At 36.2% G+C, this 25,544-nt stretch carries 23 protein-coding genes; 6 read left to right on the forward strand and 17 right to left on the reverse strand.

Annotation, left to right across the window (positions count from 1 at the left end):
- Positions 1 to 2 precede the first annotated feature (2 nt).
- The 3 genes from AC4BBX_RS07200 to AC4BBX_RS07210 form a co-directional block, all read right to left on the reverse strand.
- On the reverse strand, positions 3 to 2,633 hold the full coding sequence (locus AC4BBX_RS07200; protein WP_490453214.1) for a calcium-translocating P-type ATPase, PMCA-type: 2,631 nt from the start codon (positions 2,631 to 2,633) through the stop codon (positions 3 to 5).
- A 653-nt stretch (positions 2,634 to 3,286) separates the two neighbouring features.
- Entirely contained in the window at positions 3,287 to 3,541 is a 255-nt protein-coding gene (locus AC4BBX_RS07205; RefSeq protein ID WP_490453215.1) for a hypothetical protein, read from the reverse strand.
- Positions 3,542 to 3,701: 160 nt separating this feature from the next.
- On the reverse strand, positions 3,702 to 3,947 hold the full coding sequence (locus AC4BBX_RS07210) for a GlsB/YeaQ/YmgE family stress response membrane protein (protein ID WP_490453216.1): 246 nt from the start codon (positions 3,945 to 3,947) through the stop codon (positions 3,702 to 3,704).
- Between the two features lie 960 nt (positions 3,948 to 4,907).
- On the opposite strand from AC4BBX_RS07210, the gene AC4BBX_RS07215 reads away from it, so the two are divergent.
- Positions 4,908 to 6,383, forward strand: a complete 1,476-nt coding sequence (locus AC4BBX_RS07215; protein ID WP_490453217.1) for a helix-turn-helix domain-containing protein — start codon at positions 4,908 to 4,910, stop codon at positions 6,381 to 6,383.
- 107 nt (positions 6,384 to 6,490) lie between these two features.
- Here AC4BBX_RS07215 and AC4BBX_RS07220 read toward each other — a convergent pair whose 3' ends face one another.
- Both AC4BBX_RS07220 and queA read right to left on the reverse strand, forming a co-directional pair.
- Positions 6,491 to 6,760, reverse strand: coding sequence for a hypothetical protein (locus tag AC4BBX_RS07220; RefSeq protein ID WP_490453218.1), 270 nt, complete (start codon positions 6,758 to 6,760; stop codon positions 6,491 to 6,493).
- A gap of 200 nt (positions 6,761 to 6,960) precedes the next feature.
- A complete protein-coding gene (gene queA / locus AC4BBX_RS07225) occupies positions 6,961 to 7,995 on the reverse strand; it encodes a tRNA preQ1(34) S-adenosylmethionine ribosyltransferase-isomerase QueA (protein ID WP_490453219.1) in 1,035 nt (344 codons plus the stop codon).
- Between the two features lie 280 nt (positions 7,996 to 8,275).
- Between queA and AC4BBX_RS07230 the strand changes: the two genes are divergently transcribed.
- Genes AC4BBX_RS07230 through AC4BBX_RS07245 form a run of 4 tightly spaced genes read left to right on the forward strand, consistent with a single transcriptional unit; the run spans position 8,276 to position 11,679 of the window.
- On the forward strand, positions 8,276 to 9,448 hold the full coding sequence (locus AC4BBX_RS07230; RefSeq protein WP_490453220.1) for a betaine/proline/choline family ABC transporter ATP-binding protein: 1,173 nt from the start codon (positions 8,276 to 8,278) through the stop codon (positions 9,446 to 9,448).
- A 4-nt stretch (positions 9,449 to 9,452) separates the two neighbouring features.
- Positions 9,453 to 10,091, forward strand: coding sequence for an ABC transporter permease (locus AC4BBX_RS07235; protein ID WP_490453221.1), 639 nt, complete (start codon positions 9,453 to 9,455; stop codon positions 10,089 to 10,091).
- Entirely contained in the window at positions 10,091 to 11,014 is a 924-nt protein-coding gene (locus AC4BBX_RS07240) for an osmoprotectant ABC transporter substrate-binding protein (protein ID WP_490453222.1), read from the forward strand. The genes AC4BBX_RS07235 and AC4BBX_RS07240 overlap by 1 nt, the downstream gene beginning before the upstream one ends.
- Before the next feature lie 2 nt (positions 11,015 to 11,016).
- Complete coding sequence (locus AC4BBX_RS07245) at positions 11,017 to 11,679, forward strand: ABC transporter permease (RefSeq protein WP_490455777.1); 663 nt, start codon at positions 11,017 to 11,019, stop codon at positions 11,677 to 11,679.
- Between the two features lie 61 nt (positions 11,680 to 11,740).
- Here AC4BBX_RS07245 and AC4BBX_RS07250 read toward each other — a convergent pair whose 3' ends face one another.
- Both AC4BBX_RS07250 and AC4BBX_RS07255 read right to left on the reverse strand, forming a co-directional pair.
- Entirely contained in the window at positions 11,741 to 14,449 is a 2,709-nt protein-coding gene (locus AC4BBX_RS07250; RefSeq protein ID WP_490453223.1) for a YhgE/Pip family protein, read from the reverse strand.
- Positions 14,450 to 14,643: 194 nt separating this feature from the next.
- On the reverse strand, positions 14,644 to 14,961 hold the full coding sequence (locus AC4BBX_RS07255; protein ID WP_490453224.1) for a hypothetical protein: 318 nt from the start codon (positions 14,959 to 14,961) through the stop codon (positions 14,644 to 14,646).
- A 686-nt stretch (positions 14,962 to 15,647) separates the two neighbouring features.
- On the opposite strand from AC4BBX_RS07255, the gene AC4BBX_RS07260 reads away from it, so the two are divergent.
- On the forward strand, positions 15,648 to 16,439 hold the full coding sequence (locus AC4BBX_RS07260) for an ABC transporter ATP-binding protein (protein ID WP_490453225.1): 792 nt from the start codon (positions 15,648 to 15,650) through the stop codon (positions 16,437 to 16,439).
- Positions 16,440 to 16,513: 74 nt separating this feature from the next.
- Here AC4BBX_RS07260 and proC read toward each other — a convergent pair whose 3' ends face one another.
- The 10 genes from proC to AC4BBX_RS07310 form a co-directional block, all read right to left on the reverse strand.
- On the reverse strand, positions 16,514 to 17,308 hold the full coding sequence (gene proC / locus AC4BBX_RS07265; RefSeq protein WP_490453226.1) for a pyrroline-5-carboxylate reductase: 795 nt from the start codon (positions 17,306 to 17,308) through the stop codon (positions 16,514 to 16,516).
- Positions 17,309 to 17,323: 15 nt separating this feature from the next.
- A complete protein-coding gene (locus AC4BBX_RS07270; RefSeq protein WP_490453227.1) occupies positions 17,324 to 17,596 on the reverse strand; it encodes a hypothetical protein in 273 nt (90 codons plus the stop codon).
- Positions 17,597 to 17,601: 5 nt separating this feature from the next.
- Positions 17,602 to 17,940 carry a type II toxin-antitoxin system PemK/MazF family toxin gene (locus AC4BBX_RS07275; protein WP_490453228.1) on the reverse strand — a complete coding sequence of 113 codons (339 nt, stop codon included), beginning with the start codon at positions 17,938 to 17,940 and terminating at the stop codon, positions 17,602 to 17,604.
- A gap of 5 nt (positions 17,941 to 17,945) precedes the next feature.
- Positions 17,946 to 19,061, reverse strand: coding sequence for an alanine racemase (alr, locus tag AC4BBX_RS07280; protein ID WP_490453229.1), 1,116 nt, complete (start codon positions 19,059 to 19,061; stop codon positions 17,946 to 17,948).
- 15 nt (positions 19,062 to 19,076) lie between these two features.
- Complete coding sequence (acpS, locus tag AC4BBX_RS07285) at positions 19,077 to 19,430, reverse strand: holo-ACP synthase (RefSeq protein WP_490453230.1); 354 nt, start codon at positions 19,428 to 19,430, stop codon at positions 19,077 to 19,079.
- Between the two features lie 168 nt (positions 19,431 to 19,598).
- The gene (gene cshA, locus AC4BBX_RS07290) at positions 19,599 to 21,173 is read right to left on the reverse strand and encodes a degradosome RNA helicase CshA (RefSeq protein WP_490453231.1); all 1,575 of its coding nucleotides are present in this window, start codon (positions 21,171 to 21,173) and stop codon (positions 19,599 to 19,601) included.
- Positions 21,174 to 21,764: 591 nt separating this feature from the next.
- Entirely contained in the window at positions 21,765 to 22,331 is a 567-nt protein-coding gene (locus AC4BBX_RS07295; protein WP_490453232.1) for a hypothetical protein, read from the reverse strand.
- Positions 22,332 to 22,419: 88 nt separating this feature from the next.
- Positions 22,420 to 23,757 (reverse strand): UDP-N-acetylmuramoyl-tripeptide--D-alanyl-D-alanine ligase, encoded by a 1,338-nt coding sequence (locus AC4BBX_RS07300; RefSeq protein WP_490453233.1) that lies wholly within the window; start codon positions 23,755 to 23,757, stop codon positions 22,420 to 22,422.
- Positions 23,758 to 23,832: 75 nt separating this feature from the next.
- Positions 23,833 to 24,906 carry a D-alanine--D-alanine ligase gene (locus tag AC4BBX_RS07305; protein ID WP_490453234.1) on the reverse strand — a complete coding sequence of 358 codons (1,074 nt, stop codon included), beginning with the start codon at positions 24,904 to 24,906 and terminating at the stop codon, positions 23,833 to 23,835.
- A 106-nt stretch (positions 24,907 to 25,012) separates the two neighbouring features.
- Complete coding sequence (locus tag AC4BBX_RS07310; RefSeq protein ID WP_490453235.1) at positions 25,013 to 25,459, reverse strand: YaiI/YqxD family protein; 447 nt, start codon at positions 25,457 to 25,459, stop codon at positions 25,013 to 25,015.
- Positions 25,460 to 25,544: the final 85 nt, after the last annotated feature.

Genomic DNA, 25,544 nt, shown 5'->3' on the forward strand with positions numbered 1-25,544 from the left:
TATTATTCCTCATCTGGTAATTGATGGAATTTAATCATTTCGTTAACAAATACTGGAATAATCGATAATGCAATAGCTAACATCCAGTGATTTAAACTGATTGGCACTAGGTTAAACAAACCTTGTGTAAATGGTAGTAAAGCAATCAAAGTTGTAATGATAATTGCCAAAATGGCCATCTCAACCAATGATTTATTGGATGAAAGTTTGACTTGGAAAATTGATTTCCCACTACGTACATTAAAGACATGTAAAATAGAAGAATATGCCAAAACTAAGAAAGCAACCGTTTGTCCAACTGGTTGACTGGCACTAATCCAAGGACTCACGCCATCTACAAAAGTACTTAGGTAATAACCTAATAAAGTAACTACCGTGAATATTCCCGCATTGATCCCAATTTTTTGCCATAAACCACGTGAAAAGATACTTTCTTGTGGTGGAATAGGTGCTTGATCCATAATTCCTTCTTCCGCTGGTTCTCTACCTAAAGCAAAACCAGGTAGTCCATCGGCAACGACGTTCACAAATAGGAGTTGTACTGCCGTAAATGGTGATCCCCAACCAAATAAAATCGCTAATAATACAATAAAAATTTCTGAAATATTACAGCTCAATAAGAAGTTGACCGCTTTACGAATATTTTGATAAACAGTACGTCCCTCTTCAATGGCATCAACAATTGTCGCAAAGTTATCATCCGTTAAGACAATATCTGCGGCACCTTTTGCCACATCCGTTCCGGTAATTCCCATAGCACAACCTACATCACTAGCATTTAATGCCGGTGCATCATTCACACCATCACCTGTCATGGCAACAGTAGCGCCTGTTCTTTGCCAAGATTGCACAATTCTGATTTTATCTTCCGGTGTTACACGAGCATAAACTGAATTCTCTTTGACTGTTTGGTCTAATTCTTCATCAGACATTGCTTGGAGTTTTGCGCCAGTAACCGCCTTGTCTCCTTTTTCAAGAATCCCTAGTTCTCTAGCAATCGCACTGGCAGTCACCACATGGTCTCCAGTAATCATCACTGTACGAACACCAGCTTTTTTAGCACGAGCGATAGCATCTTTACTTTCAGGACGTGGTGGATCAATCATTCCTACAAGTCCAATCAAAGTTAGCTCATGTTCTAAAAACTCAGGAGTAATTTCGGTAGGTTCTTCATCAAATACCCGATAGCCTACTGCGATAACACGTAACGCTTTTTGTCCGAAGCGATCATTGACAATCGCAGCTTGTTCCACATCTCCAAAGCGGAAACGAGGTAAGAGTACATCGAAGGCTCCTTTGGTAATTGAAAGATATTTTTTACCACTTTTGTGTACGGTGGTCATCATTTTTCTAGTAGAATCAAAAGGTATTTCTGCAACTCTTGGCATTTGCTCTTGGAACTCTGCCAAAGAATGATAGTTTTCTTCCACTGCACGAACAATCGCGATTTCAGTAGGATTCCCGATATAATTTTTTTCATCATTTTCTTCGTCAATCACAACATCAGAATTTAAGGCTGCAGCTCTTAAAACTTCCATTGCACCTTCAGTCATGGTGTCCTCAATATCGATTACTTCATCCCCGCGTGTCCAAACACGTCGAACGGTCATCTTATTTTGAGTCAAAGTTCCTGTTTTATCTGAGGCAATGACACTTGCAGATCCCAAGGTTTCAACGGCTGGTAAACGACGAATAATCGCATGTTTTTTTGCCATTTTTTGAACACCAAATGCCAAGGCAAGAGTAACGATAACCATCAATGTTTCTGGCACCGCTGCTACAGCTAAAGAAACAGCTGTCATAAACATATCTAACAAAGGTTCGCCTTGCATATAGCCTAAAACAAATACAAGCGCAGCTGCTGCTAAAGCAATTAAACTAATTCGTTTCCCTAACTTATTTAAACGTACTTGTAACGGTGTTGCCCCAGCTGTGTTTTGATTCAACAATCCAGCAATTTTACCCATTTCGGTATCCATTCCTGCTGCTGTAACAATCGCACGACCACGACCATTCACTACAGTTGTTCCATTAAAGACCATATTCACTTGATCGCCTAATGGTTGATCTTCCGTCGCTACAAAATCAGCATCTTTTTCAACTGGTTCACTTTCACCCGTCAATGCTGACTCTTCTACACGCATCTGTGAACTTTGAATTAATCGTGCATCTGCTGGAATCAATGTTCCATTTTCAATAATCAACGTATCACCAACAACCAAATCTTCTGCATCAATTTCTATAACTTGATTGTCTCGAAAAACGGTCGCCGACTGTTTGTTCATATCCTGTAAAGCTGCTAATGCTCGTTCCGCATTTCCTTCTTGAACAATAGCTAAAACTGAATTAATAATGACAATCGCAATAATCAAAATACCTTCAAATAAATCTCCATGATCTGTAGCAATTGCTGTATAAAATGAAATTGCTGCAGCTACTAACAACACAATAGTCGTAAAGTCCGATAAGCTATGCAAAATTTTACTTAACACAGATTGTTTTGGCGCTTCATCAAAGCGATTCGGTCCGTTCTCTTTTAACCGTTTTTCCGCTTCTTGTCTTGTTAATCCCTCTGGACTAGTTGCATCTAATTCTTGACGTATTTCCTCTGCCGTTTTTTTGTATGTTTCCATCCTATTCCTCCTTTTTTTACTTGATAGAAAAATTGAGACAGCTAGCTATGTCATAGCTTAAGAAGTTCTCTCAGTCTTTCTAACAAGTCCTCTCAAAAAAAGCCATTTGATTGAATACTCAATTTTGAGTTTCAGTCTCATGACTGTAATAATACTATACCATGCATTTTCTACCAGAATCAATAAATTAACTTAGGTTTACCAAAAAAATTAAATTTTTTGGATTTTCTCCACAATTATGAATATTTTATTCGAAAAGAAAGAACTAAAATTTCATAGATTCTTCAATTTTTTAGAGCAAATTATTTGAAAGCGGTGTCATTTCATGGTAAGATTTAAGCATAAGGAAGGTAATCAACTTGATAGATTGTTTTTAACAATGAGTGTCAAAACAATAAACGTTGTCAAAGCTACAAGTTTTACTAAAGTATTTCAAGAGCAAAGTAATTCATGTTTCAAGTTATACCCTTCTGTTTAATGAATGAACCCCATTTAAGAACTAGAACAGAATAAGCGTCAAGTTTGTAATTCAAGGCAAAATTTTTTGTTTCGTGTAAAGTTAACATTGCTTTGCTAGTGTACCATGACAATCTACCAATACCTTCCGAAAGCAATAACCGCTCGTCAAGTAATCTCGACGAGCGGTCTTTTTTTTAACTAATTTTTTCAAATGGTTGTGGTACTCGATCTTCTTTCCATGTAAGAAGATGAATTCTCGTGTCCGTTTCTTTATATTCAGGACATGAAAATCCCAGTTCAATAATTTGTTCTTTTTTAACTAAAAAACGATTTAACTGTTGATCAACAAGAATCACTGTATTTTTTAAAAACTTCTCTACTTTACCAGAAACAGATTCTTCATTAGCATCTCTTGTTGATAATTTATCGCCGATTTTTAATTCCCGCATAATGTTCCACTTCCTTCTGATATTTTTTTAATGCTTATTCTAAGTATAAGAACAGACATCTTCTAATGATGAAAAAAGATGTCTGTTCTAGACGTTTCTATAAATTCTTTTTCCTGTTTAAAAGAATTTCTGGGGAAGATAGCTAAAAACGTCTATAGGTTTAAGCAGTTTTTCTTAAAAAGAATGATACGACTGCAATAACAATAATTGCTCCTAAAATTGATGGGAAAACTGCCATACCTGCGACAACCCAACCCCAAGAACCGAATAGAGCTTGACCAACTGCTGATCCAACTAATCCTGCAACAACGTTCGCAATGATTCCCATAGAACCACCTTTATTCATGATCGCTCCTGCAACTGCACCAATAACTCCACCTACGATTAATGACCATAATAAACCCATAAAACTCCACTCCATTTCTATTTTTTATTTATATATATAAATATATATGCTAAATTATTTATTGCTCTTGATTCTGCGATTCTCTTAACTTATAATCAACAAAACAAGAGACTTTTAAGACGATCCTTATATTCATTGTGTTGACTATTTTTTAGTCAGATTAAGGAAAATTCTACTATTATTATGAATAGACCACCAATTTCTTCTAATACATGATACAAGAATAGTATTTCGACATTTTGGATAACTTCATTCACAAGTTATAGATACCAAATTTAACGACTTTACATGATAAGATAAAACAAGATAGTACAAATATTGAAAACAATAGACAAGGTTGAAAGACGACGGACTCTTAAAAGGTTTTTTAAGCTATATCTTTGATCTATTGAAAGACGGTGTCAGAACCATCTTCTTAAAAATGGTGTGACGATAGATTTGTAGCAAGACTGATTCATTAGATCATAAGTAGATACAATTCATTGATTCTTTCAATTGTCCCAATTCGTATACGAATATAGTTATTGCAATAAAAGTGAAAACCCTTTGTCTTGAAATTCTTTTGTTCTTGTCTTGTCATCTCTATCGTTAATTCCATTTTACCTATTTTTTTTGTAAATAACCTTCAAATTTTAACCTACAGTGGACAATGAACTATTTGAAACTGAGAATTAGTCTTTTTTTTATTAAAAAAACACATGGGTAATTTTTGAGCATCTAATTACTATACAATGAATGCTGATATACCAGCATTTCAAGGATGGTATCGCTTTATTCCCAAACTATTTTATTTATTTTTTCGTTTTTTACTCCATAGTGGATAATTAGCAAAATAACTATCTTTTTTCATCAAACAGTGTCTATAATAGAGCGTGGCTTAGAACCAATAATTCGGCATTTTTGAATGCATTCGCCTAGTTATCAATCTAAAGCAATAAAATAGAAAGGAGACTACTTATTATGATGTACGGAATTTCTTCAAACGCATGGTTGAAACAGACTATTTTATTTGCTTTAGAAGAAGAAACAGAATTTATTTCTAGTCGAGAACTCACCTATATTGTAGGCGATTACAGCCAATCGACCATTAAAAAGATCTGTAGAGATATTCAAGAAGATATTGAGTCCCTCTACCCCAGCGACTTAGTAACTTTAATTATTGATCAACGAAATGGAATCAAACTAATTCGTAAACCTTATGTAAATCTTCAGAAACTTTTGTCTACCATTTTTTCTGCAGAACTTGGTTATGAATTATTACAACAACTACTCTTACAGCGGACAATTTCTACAATTGATTTTTGCAATACATACTATATTAGTGAATCACAACTTAGGAGAAAAATTAAAGATATTAATGCTTCTTTAGTGAAACACGATATCTCTATCTCTCTCTCTTCAACCATTACTATTTTTGGTGAAGAACATAAACTGCGAGCGTTTTTCTATGTTTTTCTTTTTGCTATTCATCGGCAGTTTTCACATATTGAATGGATTGAAAATAAGGAAGGTTTTGCCACCGTTGCAACACAAATTGCCCAAGAACTAGAAATTGAAACGGATAGTCGTACAATAGAGCTCCTATCTATTTGGTGTTTTATCACAATGGCATCGATTAAAAGTCATTTGTCGATTATTTTTAATGAAAATGAGCAACAGATTCTCCAAAGTATCTCTCTACCGCAGCGTCCTGACTTTCTAACAGATTGGATGGAAGAAGATTGGCAATTGTTAGTGGTTGCTATTTACGCTTCGGATATTATTGACTTTCATTTAACAGTCAATCTACAACAAATGGAAAAAGTTACTCACTTGGATGATGCCTCCATCTGGATTACGTTATTTGAATACCATTTTCTACCATTAACAGACGTTCAACAGGAATTTGTTTACAAAAAATTTGTTAAACAGCTGCTTTCCTATTATTTTTTTGAACCCGATGAGAATGTGCTAAATAATTTTACTGAACAATATGCAGAAGAACTCAAGGTCCATTATCCATTGCTGTTCTCCAAATATGAATTTTTATGGGATCAGTTTATTGAAAAAGTCTCTGAACCTGCCTACGAGTATTTCCGCATTGAAAGTCTATTACTTTGCTTCTATTTAGTTCCTAACGAAATTTATTATCCACAAATTAAATTATTTATCCTATCAGATTTGACTTTTTTGAATACAAAACACCTAGAATTCCGTGTCAGTACTCGGTTTTGTGACAAGTATTCCTTAAAATTTACCCGAGACATCCATCAAGCAGATATTATTTTAAGTACGGTATCTGTTAATGGAATGGAAGAGTACACAACAAGTTTTAAAAACCTAGTTCCTATTGTGCTAATTAATTCAAAAATTTCTGAAACTGATTTTGCTAAAATTGAAGCAGAGCTACTCACTATTACTCATAGTTTATTAGCAAACGAAAACGCCGCTGACTAGCAACGGCGTTTTTTATTTTAACTATACTTTGCTAAATGCTTGCTTGCGGCAGACAAAGATAATCATCATTGGGCGACGCCACTCATCTGGCATGCTCTCAAGATACTTTAATTCAGGGTAGGTTCAACAATACTATCCAAAATGAATCCTGGATCTTTTAGCAACTTAACAAGCGTGGTCAAAATACGATGAACTTTAGTAATTGTGTGACCAAGAAACTCAGATTGACGCTCACCATCTTTGAAGTATGTATCCACTGGCCAAACAATCTTTCCATCCTCCTTTTTCACCCAATTCTGAGAATCTTCAGCAGTAAAAATTGGATGTTCTATTGAAAATATGAACGAGCCTTCTTCTCGTAAAGCACTCATAATCATTTGAATACTTTACCTAAATCATTAATGTAATGAAAGGTCACTAGTCGTGTTCTAAAGAGCTGATTGAATTACGCTGACTTAGTGTCTTTAGCACTTAGTCAGCGTTTGAACATCAGCAGCCAAAGAGACTCTGAAAAGAGATTCGTGGCGGTCTCACACGACTAGTGAGTTTTCGAAGTTTTGACTGGAAATTATCAAACTCATTTTTTGACGAACATTGCATCACCAAAGCTAAAGAAGCGATAGCGTTCGTCTACAGCGTGTTTGTAAGCAGCCAAAGTTTGATCGCGACCAGCAAAAGCACTGACTAGCATGACTAAAGTTGATTTAGGTAAATGGAAATTAGTAGAAAAAGCATCAACCACTTTAAATTCATAACCTGGAGTAATGAAGATACTGGTCCAACCACTGTCCGCTTGGATAGCGCCATCGAATTTGCTACCAATAGTTTCTAAGGTGCGGATAGATGTCGTTCCAACAGCGACAATTTTACCACCATTTGCTTTTACTTGATTTAACTTATCTGCCGCCTCTTCCGTCAAACGATAAAATTCACTGTGCATTTCATGCTCAGCAATATTATCCACGCTGACAGGTCGGAAAGTCCCCAATCCAACATGAAGTGTCAAATAGACTAATTTAATTCCCTTTGCTTGAATTTTCTCTAATAATTCATTAGTAAAATGCAGACCTGCAGTCGGTGCTGCGGCTGAACCACTTTCTTTGGCATAAACCGTTTGATAACGATCTGGATCTTCCAAACGTTCTTTAATGTATGGCGGTAAAGGCATCTCTCCCAAAGATTCGATAATTTCTAAGAAAATTCCTTCATAACTAAACTGAATCATACGTCCGCCATGATTTAATTCTTCTGTGACAATTGCTTTTAAACGACCATCACCAAAACTAATTTTCGTGCCGACTTTTGCTCTTTTAGCAGGTTTAATTAAAGTTTCCCAAGTATCTCCCTCGGTATTGTTTAATAATAGAATCTCTAGATGCGCACCAGTTTCTACTTTTTCTCCATATAAACGAGCCGGTAACACACGAGTATCATTCATGACTAAAGCATCGCCTGGATGTAATTCATCAATAATATCGTAAAAATGTTTGTCTTCCATCTTTCCCGTCTGGGCATCTAATACTAATAATCGAGAACTTGCACGATCTTTTAACGGTGTCTGTGCAATTAATTCTTCCGGTAATTCAAAATCAAAATCTTCTGTTGTTAACATATTATCCACTCTTTCCTCTCATTGTGCTCTCTCATTTTAGCACTTTTTACTGAATTGTTTCAAAAAAATGAATTTTAATCTTAATTTTTTTTGTGAAATCGTTTTTTCCTTAGATACATATAGGTTTATCTATCATCAATCTACTCCGAAAATCCAATAAAAAGGCTATATCTCACGCTTATAAAGCGTTTTCTTAATCATTGTCATTTGAAATCTTTCGTGTTTTCCCTCATACTTATAGTATAGGATACGCAAAAATTGAACACGAGGTGAAGAAAAAATGATTGAATTTCAACAAGTATCAAAAATTTATAAAGGCGGAAAAATCGCGGTAGAAGACATTAATCTCTCTTTTGATAAAGGTGAGTTTATTTGTTTTATCGGAACCAGTGGAAGTGGTAAGACGACTTCTATGCGGATGATTAACCGAATGACTGAACCCTCAGAAGGAACCATCTTAATTGATGGTAAAGATATTCAATCCTTCAATCCAGTTGAGTTACGTCGTAAAATCGGCTACGTTATCCAAAGTATTGGACTAATGCCACATATGACGATTCGCGAAAACATCACACTCGTTCCAAAGTTACTAAAAGTATCTAAAGACGAACGGGATAAGATTGCCGAGCGAATGATTGACTTAGTCGAATTACCAAGAGAAATGTTGGATCGTTATCCCCATGAACTTTCTGGTGGACAACAACAAAGAATCGGTGTTATCCGAGCACTTGCAGCGGATCAAGATATTATTTTAATGGATGAGCCATTTGGAGCCTTGGACCCTATTACCAGAGATTCTTTACAAGATCTTGTTAAAGATTTACAAGAACGCTTAGGAAAAACCATTGTCTTTGTTACTCATGATATGGATGAAGCGCTAAAATTATCTAGCCGTATTGCAATCATGAGTGAGGGGCGTGTCATTCAATTTGATACACCAGACAATATCTTAAAAGCACCTGCTAATGAATTTGTTGAAGAATTAATTGGTGAAGATCGCTTAATGCAAGCCAAACCAGATACTACACCAGTTAGTGAAGTGATGCTAAATACCGCTGTCACTATCACTCCTGAAAAATCATTGCAAGAAGCAATTAGTTTGATGCGCCAAAAGCGTGTTGATACCCTTTTAGTTACCGACAATCAAAATATTTTAAAAGGTTATATTGATGTCGAATCAATCAATCAACGCCGAGGAAAAAGTAGTAGTGTTGGAGATATTTTAAAAACTGATGTCTTTTTCGTAAAAGAATCAGCACTGCTTAGAGATACCTTACAACGAATTTTAAAACGTGGCTTAAAATATGTGCCAGTAGTGGATGAACAACAACGTGTGGTCGGTATTATTACCCGTGCTTCTCTAGTGGACATCGTCTATGATGTACTATGGGGCGAAGAAAGTTCTATCTCAGAGGCAGCCGTGTCATTCGACCCTGAAATAGAGGAGGTCTAGTCTTATGCAAGCCTTTTTCTCAGAATATGGTACACAACTTTTTGAAAATATTATGCAACACATCTATATTTCGTTTATTTCTTTATTTTTAGGTGCTCTAGTAGCTATTCCGTTAGGGATTTTATTAACAAGAACGCCTAAAATTGCCAATGTTGTTATTGGTATTACAAGTGCCTTACAAACAATTCCTTCTTTAGCTTTGCTGACGTTAATGATTCCATTTCTAGGAGTCGGAACAGCTCCAGCAATCGTCGCTTTATTTATCTACTCGCTATTGCCAATTATGCGAAACACGTATATTGGCATGAAAAATGTCGATCCAAATTACCTAGATGTTGCTAAAGGCATGGGTATGACCAATTTTGAATCGATTTATAGTGTCGAAATTCCGATTGCTTTACCAACCATTATGGCGGGCGTTCGTTTAGCGGCCGTCTATGTCATTGCTTGGGCGACCTTAGCTTCGTATATTGGTGCAGGAGGCTTAGGGGTGTTAATCTTTAGTGGTTTAGACAACTATCAACCACCATTGATTATTGCAGGGACCATTCCAGTTATTCTTCTAGCAGTTATTTCCGATTTTCTTTTAGGTTTGCTAGAAAATAAATTAACCCCATCTGCTTTAAGGGAGGAGAATGAATAATGAATAAATTAAAAAAAATCTTCCTGACACTAGCAGGTGTCCTAATGCTATCTGCTTGTTCTCTTCCAGGGTTGGCTTCCAATAACGACGAAGATACCATTGCTGTGACTGGCGGAATTACTACTGAATCACAAATTCTCGGTAGCATGGTCGCAGGGATGATTGAACATTATACAGATAAACAAACCACGATTATCAATAACTTAGGAACGACCAACATCAATCATCAGGCAATGTTAAATGGTGATGCGGATGTTTCATCTACTCGTTATACAGGAACAGATATTGCTTCTACTTTACTTTTAGAACCTGTGATGGATCCTGATCAAGCAATGGAAGTAGTTCAAAAAGAATTTAAAGAACGTTACAATCAAGTTTGGTTTCCTTCTTATGGCTTTGATAATACCTATGTCTTTTTAGTCAGAAAAGATACGGCTGAAGAATACGGATTAGAAAAAGTCAGTGATTTAGAGCCAATTGCCGATGAATTGGTTGTCGGTGCAGACCGAGCTTGGATGACTCGTGAAGGAGACGGTTATGACGGCTTTACTCAAGCCTATGGATTTGAATTTAGCTCGATTTTACCCATGCAAATTGGTTTAGTATATGATGCAGTTGATGCTCATCGAATGGATGTCGTTCTAGGCTATTCCACAGATGGACGAATTGCCAGCTATGATTTGGTCATGCTAGAAGATGATCGACAATTTTTCCCACCATATGATGCTTCACCAATTGTCAATCAAGAACTTTTAGATGAAGTGCCCGAATTGTATGATGCTATTAATCGTTTAGCTGGAAAAATCGATACCGAAACCATGCAACGATTAAATTACGAATCAGACAATGATTTGGTCGAACCTTCTATCGTAGCGGAACGCTTTTTAGAAGAAAATAATTACTTTGAGGGGGATGCGCAATGAATATGAATGAGATGAATATATTCCAACAATTTGTCTATTATTTTCAAGAAAATGGCAGCTATGTCTTTTCACAATTCATTCGTCATTTTCTGATTTCAATTTATGGTGTATTGTTTGCGGCCATTGTCGGGATACCGATTGGCATTATGATTTCTCGTAGAACGAAATTAGCAGATTGGGTGATTCGAATTGCAAATGTCATTCAAACAATCCCATCCTTGGCTATGGTTTCGATTCTTATGTTTGCTTTTGGTCTAGGGGTTAATGTGGTAATCATCACCGTTTTTCTTTATTCTCTTTTACCGATTATCAAAAATACTTATACAGGCATGATTCAAGTTGATAAAAATGCCTTAGATGTCGGAAAAGGAATGGGTATGACTGCTTGGCAAAGACTCTATATGATTGAATTACCGCTTTCTATTTCTGTTATTATGGCAGGGATTAGAAATGCTTTAGTTGTCGCTATTGGTATTACTGCTATTGGTACCTTTGTGGGTGCAGGTGGTTTAGGTGATATCATTGTTCGAGGAACCAATGCAACGGACGGTGCTGCGATTATTTTAGCCGGTGCCTTACCAACTGCGGTAATGTCTATTTTTACCGATTGGATTTTAGGAATTGTAGAGAAACGTTTAGATCCAGCTAGTCACTCAAGTGAATAAAACAAAAACCTGTCTGAAAAATTTCAGACAGGTTTTTTCGTAATCAACTTTATACGTTTTATTAATGGAAAAAATGACTTTCTTTCGTTAAAGCATTCATTTTTTTCAACGGTTTCTCCATTAAAGGACTAACTAATGTACCCACTATTCCAAAAATAAGACCTAAAATCAGTAGAACACTGGCATTACGTACGGCATTTGGCCAATAGATTCCCCCTGCAGATTCTCTTAATAAATCAACAGCGTACGTAAATGGCAATAAAGGATTGATAAATTGAAAAAATTTTCCAGAAACTTGGATCGGGTAATTTCCTCCCCCACCGGAAATCGACAAGACTAACAAAATAATTCCTATGCCTTTACCAAGATTGCCAAATAAGCTGGCGAAAACATAAATCATAGTCATAAAGACCCATCCTACAAGTAGGGCAAAAAGAATACTATACACTGGATTTCTTACATCTACTCCTAAGACAAAATAATTTCCCAAAGTCACAATCAAGGATTGTGCCAAACCAATCGTCAAGAAGGTACCCATTCGAGCGAGGAACATTTCTCTTTGACTAAAACGTTGTCGGTCCTTTTTGTCTAAATGAAAATCAGTAGCTGCCACACTAGACAACAGCAAAGCACCCACCCATAAACAAAGCGCTGTATAAAACGGCGTGCTTGCGGAACCATTATTTTCCATAGGATACATCGCTGTGGTATTTAGTTCTACAGGTTGCGTAAAGAAATCACTCTCAGCTTGCACATCATTTTTTAGTAAAGAAATGATATCGTTCAAATCAGCAAATTCTTCTCCTTTATGAATGGCCATTGCTGCTTTGTGGATTCCTCGTTTCATTGATGGCCAATCTTCTTCAATTAATTGACTGGCTGTATTCAGTGCCGTTTCGACTTTTGGAAATTTCTCATCGACCATCTCCAAAGTAGTGACTACTTCGCTTTTTACTGTCGGATATTCATTCGTGACAAAATCAGCTGCTTTAGCTAATTTTTCTTGCAATTCGGGCAGTTCTTCATTATAAAGTGAAACACCTTTATTGATACCATTGACGATTTGATCCATATGTCCGTTTAGCAAAAGATTAGCGTCATGTATTTCTTTGCCAATTGCGGGCAGCTCTTCTTGATATTTTTCTAAAATTGTCACCGCATTACTAACTGTTTTTTCTGTCGCTTGAAGTAGAGCTTCTAAATCAACGTTTTTTGAGGCTTCTAATAACTCTTGGGTATTTTCTAAAGCTGGTAGTAGTTTGTTTTCTAACAATACATGTACCTGACGACTAACAGCTTCCACATCAATACTATTTCCCAAAGAAGCTAGACGTTCGGTTAACGACTGTAAATCATTTAGAAATTGTTGAAGTTCGGTTTTACTAATTGAATCGGTAATTTCAGCTAGTTGTGTGGCAGACTGACTAGTGACTGCCAATAATTCATTGACTTGGTTCAAATGTTGGATAATCTCACTAAAATCGCCTTCTAGTTGTTGTTGCAATTGTTGAAACCAATCAATTAAGTCACTGATCATTGCTTGTTGTTTTGCTAGAACATCGGCAATTCCTAGCAAAGTTTGTTTAATAATTGTTCGTTGCTCTGGCGTCCAATCTTCTGTTTGGCTTAATAAGGAATTCAAGGTTACTGCGTAATGATTGATCGTTTCAGCCAGACTAGTCACCATATTCAGATTGATTTGAACTGTTTGAGTAATTTCATCTAAATGCGTATCTAATTTTTCTCCAGCAGCGATTGTTTGATCTGTAAAATCTGAGGCATTGTCTCTTAGCTCTACTATCTTAGGTAATAAACTTTCCACTTCTTGCATAATCATTAAAGCTTGATTAGCCTCAGCAATTCCTTCGGTTAAAGTTGTTGATACTTGATCAAAATCTTCATCCACCATCGCTAACTGTTTGCCAGCATTCTGAATCTCAGGTATTTTATCCTGTAAAGTCAAAATAATTTTTGCTTCCTCAGTTATTTGAGGCATTTTTTGATTTAAAACAACTAATTTTTCTGCCATTTGATCAACTTCAGGTAAATACTCCGTAAACTCTTCTGCTTTATTAAATTTGTTTTTTATATCAGGCAATTTTTCATGTAACGCTAAAATTTCTTGCGTATAGCCTTCAATATTATCGCTATTTTGATCCATTTCTAAAATTAAATTTTTTACTTTGTTTATGGAGACTAAATTTGATTCTACTTCATACCCCACTAGATTAAACACTTCTAGTAGTGTAGAACTTGCTGTATTGATAAAATTTTCAGTAATTTGATCTTGTAAACTACTTGCTCCTTTATCGGTAATCTTTGGAGCAATCGCATTAATTTTTTCATTAAAATAATAATCAATTGTTGGTTTTTGAATTTCTCCGCTGGTAAAACTCAATAAGTCTTCTGAAAAATTAGTTGGTAAATAGATTCCTGCGTAAAATTTTCCTGATTGCACACCTTCTTTTAAGACCTTTTCAGATTTCACAAAACGCCAACCTAGTTGTTCATTTTTCTGAAGATTCTCGATGACTTCATCACCAACGTTAATCTTTTTCCCATTAAAATCTGTACCAGTATCACCACTAAATACAGCAATCGGAATTTCTTTCGTATTTCCATAAGGATCCCACAAAGCTTTAATGTTAAACCAAGCATACAAAGACGGTAGAAACATTAAGGCGATGACTAAAAAAGTGGTCATAGGATTTTTAAAAATTCGTTTCCAATCTAATCGATATAATTTTATTATATTTTTAAAATGTTGCATTTTATTCACCATCATTTCTTTGATATCGTTGGATAATTTATCATGATTTACCAAGACTTTCCAATGATGAACACGGTGATTTGTTGCTTTTTAGACAGATTCATCAATTTGTCTAAAAAATTACTTGGTATAAAGAAAAAAGGATAAAAAACTGTCGCTACAGTTCTTTACCCTTTTAAATTATTCTTAAATAGTTATTCTTCTTGATTTTTAGCCTCTAGAAAAGCAGTCAATACATTTTGAAACTCTTGGTCAAGAAAAGTTGGATCATCTTCACGTTTTAGCGTTTTGATGGGTGTCACAAAATTATCAAAATAGTCTGTAGCAACAAACATTGATTTTACTAATTTTAATGAAATTTGTGGATGATAATAAAAATCGCCACATTTTCCAAGTACTAGACGCGCAATTTGATAGTTTTTTTCATCAACTTTACGGAAACGATAGTAATTATCTTCAAAAAAGATTTTTTCAGAACTAGCCAAAGCAATAATTTCCTTTACATTTGCCAAAGTATTTCCCTTCTTTCCACGAATTTTTAGTTACTTTACAGTCAGACAAGCACATCACAAACTTCCAGTCCGTCTGTCCAGAAAATTTCTCATTGCAGGAGACCGCTATGAGCCTTCAAGAAGTCTCATAGCTTTCGGCGTTCAAACGCAGAGTAGGAAGTAGCGAATCACTCCTTCCAACACTGCGTAATTCATCCTCATCTTTAAGCCTGCGATGAGAATTTTCTTCCCAATAGGACTTCCAATTTGTGATGTTGATTACTTTTAAGTTTACACATAAGAAATCCTCTACTTAAAAGAAAAAAATTATCGTTAGAAACTGGAAGAACAAAGTGGAGAAAACTCACAGGTCGTGTTCTAAAGAGCTGAATGAATTACGCTGACTTAGTGCGACTAGCACTTAGTCAGTCGTTTGAACGTCAGCAGCCGAAGAGACTCTGGAAAAAGAGGCTCTTGGCGATCTTACACGACACCAGTGAGCTTTCGGAGCTTTGTTCTGGAAGTTATAACTTTCATTTTCTTACTTAACTGTAAAAAGTAACAATTTTATCTATTTTAACATATATCTATCTAAAAAAACTGGCTCACCTCTCTTTCAAACAATCAGGGTTGGTATATCCTAAAAAGACTGGTATGATAAATCAAAAGAAGTAGTCCCTATGTATTATTTTAAAAGGAGGGTTTTTATGGCAATTCTAACATTTGAAGAGGTTTCTTTCATTCGTAATCAGCAACCCTTGTTAGATCAAATTAACTGGCAAATTAATGAGGGCGAAAATTGGGCAATTTTAGGTTTAAACGGAGCGGGTAAAACATTACTACTACAATTAATTACAGGGAGCCTTTGGCCATCCAAAGGAAGATTAACCGTCCTAGATCAAGTGTTTGGGCAAACTTCTATTCCTGAATTATCGAAACGAATTGGTTGGGTTAGTACTGCCTTACAGTATCGTTTAAATGTTCAAGATACTGCGGAAAGAATTGTTTTGTCTGGAAAATTCGCCAGTATCGGTATCTATCAAAGCTTTACTGAGGATGATTTAAATAAAGCTAAGGACTTCTTAATTTCACTGGATGCTGAAAGTTTGATTGGTAAAAACTATCATTTCTTATCTCAGGGAGAACGTCAAATAGTTCTGATTGCTCGAGCTTTGATGGCGGAGCCTGAGTTATTGATTTTAGATGAGCCTTGTAATGGATTGGACCTATTTGCTAGAGAAGAGCTCTTGTTAAAAATCGATCATTTGATGAAACAAAAAGATGCCCCAAGTTTATTATTCGTCACCCACCATACAGAAGAAATTTTACCCTTAATCAGTCATGTCATGATGTTAAAAGACGGTGCTATTTTCCAAAAAGGGTTTCGAGAAGAAATGATGACTGCTGAGGTTTTACCAAAATTTTATGATAAACCAATTACGATGTATACTTTATCTGAACATCGTAAAATGGTACTGCCGATTAATCATTTGAATTGATTATCTCAAAAAAGACAAAAAAGAAGATTCTAGTTCTTCTTTTTTGTCTTTTTCATCTACTATTTTTTTGAAAACTAGATTTCTTGATTCTTTTTAGCTGCTGCTTGTACTGCTTGGATAACCGCTGATCGGAAGCCATTTTCTTCTAAGTTACGAACTGCCTCAATCGTTGTTCCTCCTGGTGAGCAAACTTGATCTTTTAATTCGCCAGGATGTTTTCCTGTTTCTAAAACCATTTTCGCTGCCCCAAAAACAGCTTGTGCAGCAAATTCATACGCATGAGGACGACTCATTCCTGATAGAACAGCTCCATCTGCTAAGGCTTCGATAAATAAGTACGCATAGGCCGGAGAAGAGCCACTTACGCCAACCACTGCATCAATTTGGCTTTCTGGTAGTACCACTGCTCGTCCAAAACTTTGGAAAATAGCAACCACTGTCTCTGTTTCTTCAGCACTGACTTCTTGATTTGTAGAGACAGAAGCCATACCCGCATTAACGGTAGACGGCGTATTCGGCATGACACGAATAATTTTTTTCTCACCTAATATTTCTTCCATTTGATGAATAGTCACGCCAGCAGCAATCGATACTAGTAATTGAGTGTCTATCCATTGGGCAACCTCTGGTAATCTTTTTAATAAAATAGCTGGCTTCACCGCAAAAATAACAATATCTACTTGTTGAAAAAATTCTTTCTCATCCAGAATAGGAATAATTTGAAACTGTTCTTCGACTTTTTTTAGTGTCGGTTCGTAACGATGGTTATAGACTAAAATATCTTCTTTTGCGTAACTATCTGTAGCAAGCATGCCATGAATAATGGCTTGTGCCATATTTCCTGCACCATAAAATCCAATTTTACTCATATCTGTCACTCCATTCTAATCAAACTGTTGCACTTTCCCTTCGATCACTCGTAGATATCCTCTGACTGGTTCCTGCAGACGAACATATAAATTGGCTGGTATTTCCAAAGTGAGTTCTTTCTCTCCTTGTTGAAAAATACCATAATAAATTCCTGCTTGTTCAAATTTACGAACCAATAAATAATAGCCTTCTTCTTCAGGTGGTCGGATCGAAAATTGATCTTTACGGCGATACAAAGTGAAAATCAATAAAATTACTGTCGCTATAACGATTAGATATCCAAACATTTTAGTTATAATCCTACACTAATTTTTAATGCCGAATTAACTGACTCCATAATAGAGTCTTCCAAACGACAAATTTTTTCTTTGAGTCGGGATTTATCAATGGTTCGGATTTGTTCCATTAAAATAACAGAATCTCGTCCTAAACCCGTTCCCTCCGCAGTAATTCCAACATGGGTAGGTAATTTAGGTTTCGCCATCTTAGCAGTAATTGCAGCGATAATTACTGTTGGGCTAAAGTGATTTCCCAAATCATTTTGAATAATTAAGACGGGTCTTACACCGCCTTGTTCTGAGCCAACAACCGGAGATAAATCGGCAAAATATATTTCTCCACGTTTGACCATGGACATCAATCCTTTTCTATTAAATATTCTCTAGGTATACGTTCTGATAACAAACAAATAACTTCATAATGAATAGTATCTAAATGATCAGCGATCGCTTGAAGGGTAATCTCTTCTCCACCATTTTTACCAATCAACGTAACTTTAGTGCCTACTTTGAATTCTTTTGGTAAACGAATCATCAACTGATCCATACAAACACGACCAACGATTTCACAGCGTTGTCCGTCAACAAGCACGCTAAAACCTTGCATTTTTCTAACATAACCATCTGCATAACCGATTGGTACCGTACCAATCCATTCTTCTGTTGGTGTCACATAGGTTTTTCCATAACCAATTCCCTCACCTACAGAAACTTTTTTCACTTGAATTAGTTCAGACTCAAGGGTTAATGCTGGTTGTAATGGATAAGTTTCCGATAAAGAGGTTCCTGATGGATTTAAACCATACAGAGCAATTCCGTAACGGACTAAATTACCCATATCTTCATGCCATAAAGAGGTTGCACTATTGCTACAGTGAATATACTTGGGTTTTTCCGTTAATACTGCTATCGCTTCTTTAAAACGATAATTTTGCTTTTCCCAATAATCTGTATCTGCTTGATCAGCAGTCGCAAAGTGAGTAAAAATCCCTTCTAATTCAAAACGTGAATCCATGTCAATTTGTTTGGCAACTTCTGAAACTTCTTCAGGACTCTGTAAACCAATTCTTCCCATTCCAGTATCTACAGCAATATGTACAGTTAAACAAGCTTCTTTTGACAGAATGTTTTGTGCTTCTTCAAACCATTCTTTGGTAGCTATGGGCAGAACAACTTGATATTTTTGTGCTAAGGAAAGAGCCGATAAATCCAATATTCCCAACAATAAGATGGGGGCTTCAATTCCTTGCTCCCGCAATTCAATCGCCTCATCAAGTGTGGCTACACACAGTCCTTTCGCCCCCGCTTCTAAAACGGTTCTTGCTACAGGTACTGCGCCATGCCCATAACCGTTGGCTTTGACTGCTACATAGACTGCCTTTCCCTGATTATGTTTGATCTCATTGACGAGATTTTGTTTAATTGCCTCTAAATCAACAATAATTTTGGTAGGACGATGATAAGATATTGCCATCTAAAAACCTTCCCTCTACTTCTCTAAAATAATTTGAGCAAAAGCCATATCCTCTGTATGCGTAATGCTTACAAAAACCTTGCCTTCTTTATGCGGTGACTTGGTCACAATTGGTGCACCAGCATTATCTGCCAGAATTTCTAATTCTTGAAAGGTAATTTTTCCAATCCCTGTACCCCAAGCTTTTGAAAAAGCTTCTTTACACGCATAACGTCCACCTAAAAATTCCACTTGTCTTTTCTCAGGTAAGCGGTCATAGATACGATATTCCTCTAATGTTAAAATTCTTGTGATGAACTTGGGCTTGTCTTGAATAAGTTTTTTTATACGATGCAAATCAACTGCATCAATACCAATTCCCTGAATCATGATCAATTACTCTTTTCTTTAAAGTTAGTCTTATTCTACCAAAGATTGGACAAAAAACCACTTAAAAACATAACCGAATCAGAAAAACATCTAAGAATATTTTATTCTTAGATGTTTTTTCTTATAACGTAAGACTTCGTAAAGACTTAGTTCAGTGTTAAGTTTTTATTAATCTTGATTGTTGCGGATAACGAAGCTACGTTTTTTATCGCTTGGACGACGACTAGGTTTGCGAGAACCTTCTTTGTTGCTACCATAACTTCCTTTGTTTCCATTACTACGACGGCTTCCATTTCCATCTCTGCTACCATCGCGGTCACGATTTCTACGATCGTCACGACCACCACGTCCGCCATCACGACGGCCTCCGCGATTGTTGTTACGACGATTTCCGCCACCTTTATTAAAGGATTTTTTCCCTTGTGGTAATGGACGTTCTGGCGTGATTTTTACAGGAACTAAATCAGCTGGATCTTTTGCTAAAGTTTTTAATAACAATGCAGCTAGATCTTGCGCTGAATAGCGTGCTACTAAATCATCAGCACCTTGCAAGTATTTATCTAAGCCATTTTCATCCATTTTTTCTTCAATTTTTTCCATCGCAGCACCAACTTGGCCTTTGAAGGCTTCTGTTTCGGTTGGTGGACGTAGAGGAGTCATACGTTTTTTCGTTAAGTTCTCGATAACGTGTAAGTAACTCATTTCATTTGGTGTTACAAAAGTAACTGACATTCCACCTTTTCCGGCACGACCTGTACGACCGATACGGTGAACGTAACTTTCTGGATCTTGAGGAATATCATAGTTATAAACATGGGTAACGCCTGAAATATCTAATCCACGGGCTGCAACGTCTGTTGCAACTAAAATGTCTAAGTTACCACTCTTGAATGAACGCAAGACACTCATACGTTTTTGTTGAGATAAATCACCATGAATACCTTCTGCTTTATAACCACGAGCTTCTAATCCACGGGCTAATTCATCTACACGACGTTTTGTACGACCAAAAACAATCGTCAATTCTGGTGTTTGTACATCTAATAAGCGAGTCATGATATCAAATTTTTCATAATCTTTTGAACGTACATAGTACTGATCAATCAAATCAGCTGTCATTTCTTTAGATTTAATTTGAACATGCTCAGGGTTTTTCATAAATTTCACGCCGATATTTTTAATTGCTGGTGGCATGGTTGCAGAGAACAATAATGTTTGTCTTTCTGCAGGGACTTGGGCAATAATTGTTTCAATATCTTCTAAAAAGCCCATATTTAGCATTTCATCTGCTTCATCTAATACTAACGTTTCAACCGTACCTAATTTTAAGGTGTGACGATTAATGTGATCCAACATACGTCCTGGTGTTCCTACAACGATGTGTGGACGATCTTTTAATTGGCGAATTTGACGGCCAATATCTGCTCCACCGTAAACAGCTTGTACGCGAATTTTTTTGTCTTTACCTAAACGGTATAACTCTTCTTGCGTTTGGATAGCTAATTCACGAGTTGGTGCAATAACTAAACCTTGTAATTGTTGTTTTTTCGGGTCAATTTTTTCTAACATTGGCAAACCAAAAGCGGCAGTTTTACCTGTACCTGTTTGCGCTTGGCCGATGACATCTTTTCCTGCCAAAGCCAAGGGAATTGTTGCTCCTTGAATAGGTGTTGCTTCTTCAAAGCCGGCACGCTCAACAGAAGTCAATAATTCTTGTGATAATTCTAATTCTTTAAATTTCAAATGGATCCTCCTAATTGTGATCGTAGATGATACTTCATCTCGTCTTTTTAAACCAATTTCTTGGTTTTTAATAGTTTGAAGTGTTCGTCTTTTCCACAAGCGACTAAACATGGTCCCTAACATATTTAGTTTCTTATTTCTCACCGAAAAACCACTTCTTGAAGGCATTAGAAAAGGCTATGACAAACACTACTTAATTTTTGTCTAGCCTCATTTTGAATTTATGATGACATTGTCAGTTCTTATATATCTAAACTTTTTCAAGTTCAGTTTATCCGTTATTCCAATTTTTACTTCATCTTTCGGCACTTAAATACTATAACATGAAACTATGTTTTCAGCAAGTTTCAGAACTTATTTCATTTGAAAGTTCTTAAACATTACCATCTAATCTAAAAAAAATTTAAAACTTCCATAATAAATCTCCGAAACCACCCTTGCTGTGAGAGACCGCCACGAGCCTCTTTACAGAGTCTCTTCGGCTGCTGACGTTTGAACGCCGAAAGGTCTAAGACTCTCAAAAGAGGCTCAGACCAATCTCTCGCAATGTATACTCTTTACGGACAGACGGAGTGGAAGTAGAAAAATAATTTATTCTTGTGTTAAGGAGTTCAAGATTGTTTCTAAATCTGTACGAGCTTCTTCTTCCACACTTTTTAGTGACCAGCCTATGCTTTGGACAAACTGTGTATCACTTTCAACGATGTCAAATATATACACTAAATTCATCCCTTGTATTTGTAAATCAAAGTTTTTACGAATACCATTCATTCCATTGATAGTGATCGCTTCTTCACTTAGGTTGGTTGCTTGTCCTTCTAAATTGCCTGTAACTAACTCAACATAGGTGTCTAAGTCTGCAAAATCAACTTTATTTTCAGCAATGACCATATAATAGGAGTTAAAATCTGATTTTTCTAAAGCAAATGACGCATCTGGATTTAGTTCTGTTGGATCTGCCAGTTCAGCCCATTCTTCAGGAATTGATACAGAATAGTTAGTTCCTTCTACACTGAAAGCTGATTCCCCTGATGATGGTTCTAAAACTTCGATACTATCACTGCTTTGTGGTGTTTCTGTATCAAAAGGCTCTCTAGAAGAAGTACAACCGGCTAACATTCCTACAAAAACAAAACCTAACATAACTATTTTTTTCATGCTTCTCATCCTTTCCTACTCTTTATATAAAGTATAACGAAAAAAAGAAGATTCCACACCTGATTTGGTCTAGGATCTTCTTTTCTTCTTACAATAAGGCCACGACTTCTGCTAAACCCATGCCGTTGCTACCTTTTAATAAAATACTGTCGGTTGGTTGTAATTCTTGTTTAATCTTACGAACTAAAGCTGATTTGTCTTCTGTTTTAAAATGATAAACTTCAACCGAATTTGCTAACTCTTCTTTTAATCCTTCCATCTCTGTCCCATATAAAAAAATAAGGTCATATTTGTCACCAATATGAGTTGCCATTGAACGATGCATCGCTGAAGAATCTGGTCCCAACTCTAGCATGTCCGCCAATACCGCAAAGCGACGTCCTGGTAATTCCAATTGTCCAAAACTATCCAATACTAAGCCCATAGCTGTTGGATTTGCATTATAGACATCACTAAGAATGTCCGCTCCATTTGAAGCTTTTAACCATTCTGTTCGATTTTTTGTTAGTTGAAACTCAGCTAATCCACGAGCGATTTCAGCTGTCGTCAAACCAAAGTAGCGACCTAAACCATAAGCAATCAATGCATTTTTAACGTTATATCCACCTAAAACTGGAATCTTAAAAATTTCTTCATCAATTTCGAATGTCGTTTGATTTTTGGTTTCTTTAATAATCGTTCCTTGAATATCTCCCTCATTTAACCCAAACGTCTCTACTTGCTGAGATAATGCCTTCGTCAAAGGAGTCAATAAGGGTTCATCAGCTGGAACTATCAATAGCCCTTCTGGATTTAGTCCAGAAGTAATTTCCATTTTAGCTTTAGCAATTCCTTCACGAGAACCTAAATTTTCAATATGGGCTTCACCTATTAAAGTAATCGCGGCAGCATCTGGTTGAGCCATTTTTGATAGAAAAGCAATCTCACCCGCATGATCCATACCCATTTCTAGAATCAACAGTTCGGTTGCCTCTGACATATGGAGAATGGTATAAGGCATTCCTAAATCATTGTTATAATTCCCTTGTGTTTTGTAGGTGGAAAACTTTTGGGCTAAAACAGCTTCCGTCATATCTTTAGTTGTCGTTTTTCCATTGCTACCTGTAATTGCTACAATTTTTGGTGCGATCTTTTCTTTATAATAAACGGCTAATTGCTGAAAAGCTTTGGTCGTATCTTCGACAGGTAAAAGGGTAACCCCTGCAGGTGCCAAGGCTAAATCTCTACTCCAAAGAGCCGCAATCGCTCCTTTCTCCATTGCTTGCTCAATAAATTCGTGTCCATCTCTTGTTCCAGGTAATGGTACAAACAAGCTACCGTCAGAAATTAACCGACTATCAAATTCTACACTAGTGATTACCGTCTCTAGATTACTTTGGATATCCACATCTAATGCTTCAGCGACTTCTTTAATGGTTAGATTCATTTTCCGAGTTCTCCTTCGATTAACAAAAACAAGGCACTTGAAGCCCTTCTGTCTCCAATGTGCCTTGTTAGTGATTTATTCCACATCTGTTAAAAAGCTTTGTCTTTGTTTGTAGCGATTTAAACCTAATTGAATTAACTCTTCGATTAAATCACCATATGGCAAGCCAGTTTTTTCCCATAAAGAGGGATACATACTAAATTGAGTAAAGCCTGGCATGGTATTTAGTTCATTTAAAAATAGTTCATTTTTATTCGTTAAGAAGAAATCACAACGACTCAAGCCACTACCACCCAACATTGTATAGGCTTTTTTAGCATATTCTTGGGCTTTTTCTTGTACTTCATCTGGAACTTGGGCTGGAATTTGCATTTCAATTTTATTATCAATGTACTTAGAATTATAATCATAAAAAGCGACATCTTTAACTATTTCTCCAGCTACTGTCGTACGAACATCTTCATTTCCCAAAATGGCTACTTCAATCTCACGAGCTTCAATTCCTTGCTCGATGATTGCTCGTGTATCATAACGATAGGCTTCTTCTAAAGCTTGTTGCAATTCTGCACGATTTTCAGCTTTTGAGACACCTACACTTGAACCCATATTCGCTGGTTTCACAAACATTGGAAACAGTAATGAACCCTCACAATGTTCGAAAATTTGTTTCGGATTTTCTTTCCATTGATTTTTCAAAACTGGAACATAAGGGACCTGAGGAATTCCTGCCGCCTGTAAGATGTATTTGGTCATGATTTTATCCATTCCACAAGCACTAGTTAATACACCTGCACCTACATAAGGCATGTCGATTGTTTCAAGGAAACCTTGAATCGTTCCATCTTCACCATTAGGACCATGTAACAGAGGAAAGACAATCGCATCCTCTTCTTGAATTTCTCCTGGCTGAATTTTTACACCTGTAAAATCACCAGGCTCATTATTTTTAGCCCAAGTTAAGTGCAATACCTCTTCACTGATTGGTTTATCTTCCAATAAAGGTCCTTTTACCCATTGCCCCTCTTTAGAAATGAAAACAAGTTGAACTTGATAGTAATTATAATATATTGCATTAAGTACAGAAAATGCCGATAAAATAGAGACATCGTGTTCCGCACTTTGCCCACCGTATAATAAGATTATTTTCAAGGTTTTTCCTCCTGTATATAAAAGCTCTTTTCACGTATGATTCTCACATATTTTAGCACAAAATGAAATTATCGAACAACCAAAACTGTGATTTTAAGAGAATTCATTACAAAGTTTCCTCTACAACTCTTTGCATAATCTCGTAAAACTGAGCACGATCCTCATTGGTAAAGGCTTTTGGTCCTTTTGTTCGTTTACCCGCCTTTCGCATTTGTGCACTCAAATAGCGTTGATTTAACAAATAATCAATGGTTTCAAGTAGATATTCTTTTCCAGAATGATGGAAAACCCGCGCCTTTTTAGGCAGTACTAATGAAGCCAAACCATAGTCTTGAGTAATTAGAATATCCCCTACTTCAATTTCTTTTACAATTTGATAATCTGCACGATCGGCTCCTTTATCTACATAAATAAATTCTACAAAATCAGGATATTCTTTAGTTGTATAATGGTCAACACTCGTGACGATTAATACAGGGATGGCAAATTCCCCTCCTAATTGAATAATCTTTTCTTTTACCGGAGAGCCATCGCCATCTATCACAAATCGCATATCTATCACCTTCTTTTCATTTGACCTTTTGATACTCTCTTACTAACTTAAAAATGCAAAAACACGTCTCATCTATTATCCTAAA

The sequence above is a fragment of the Enterococcus sp. AMC1157 genome, assembly GCF_058216555.1.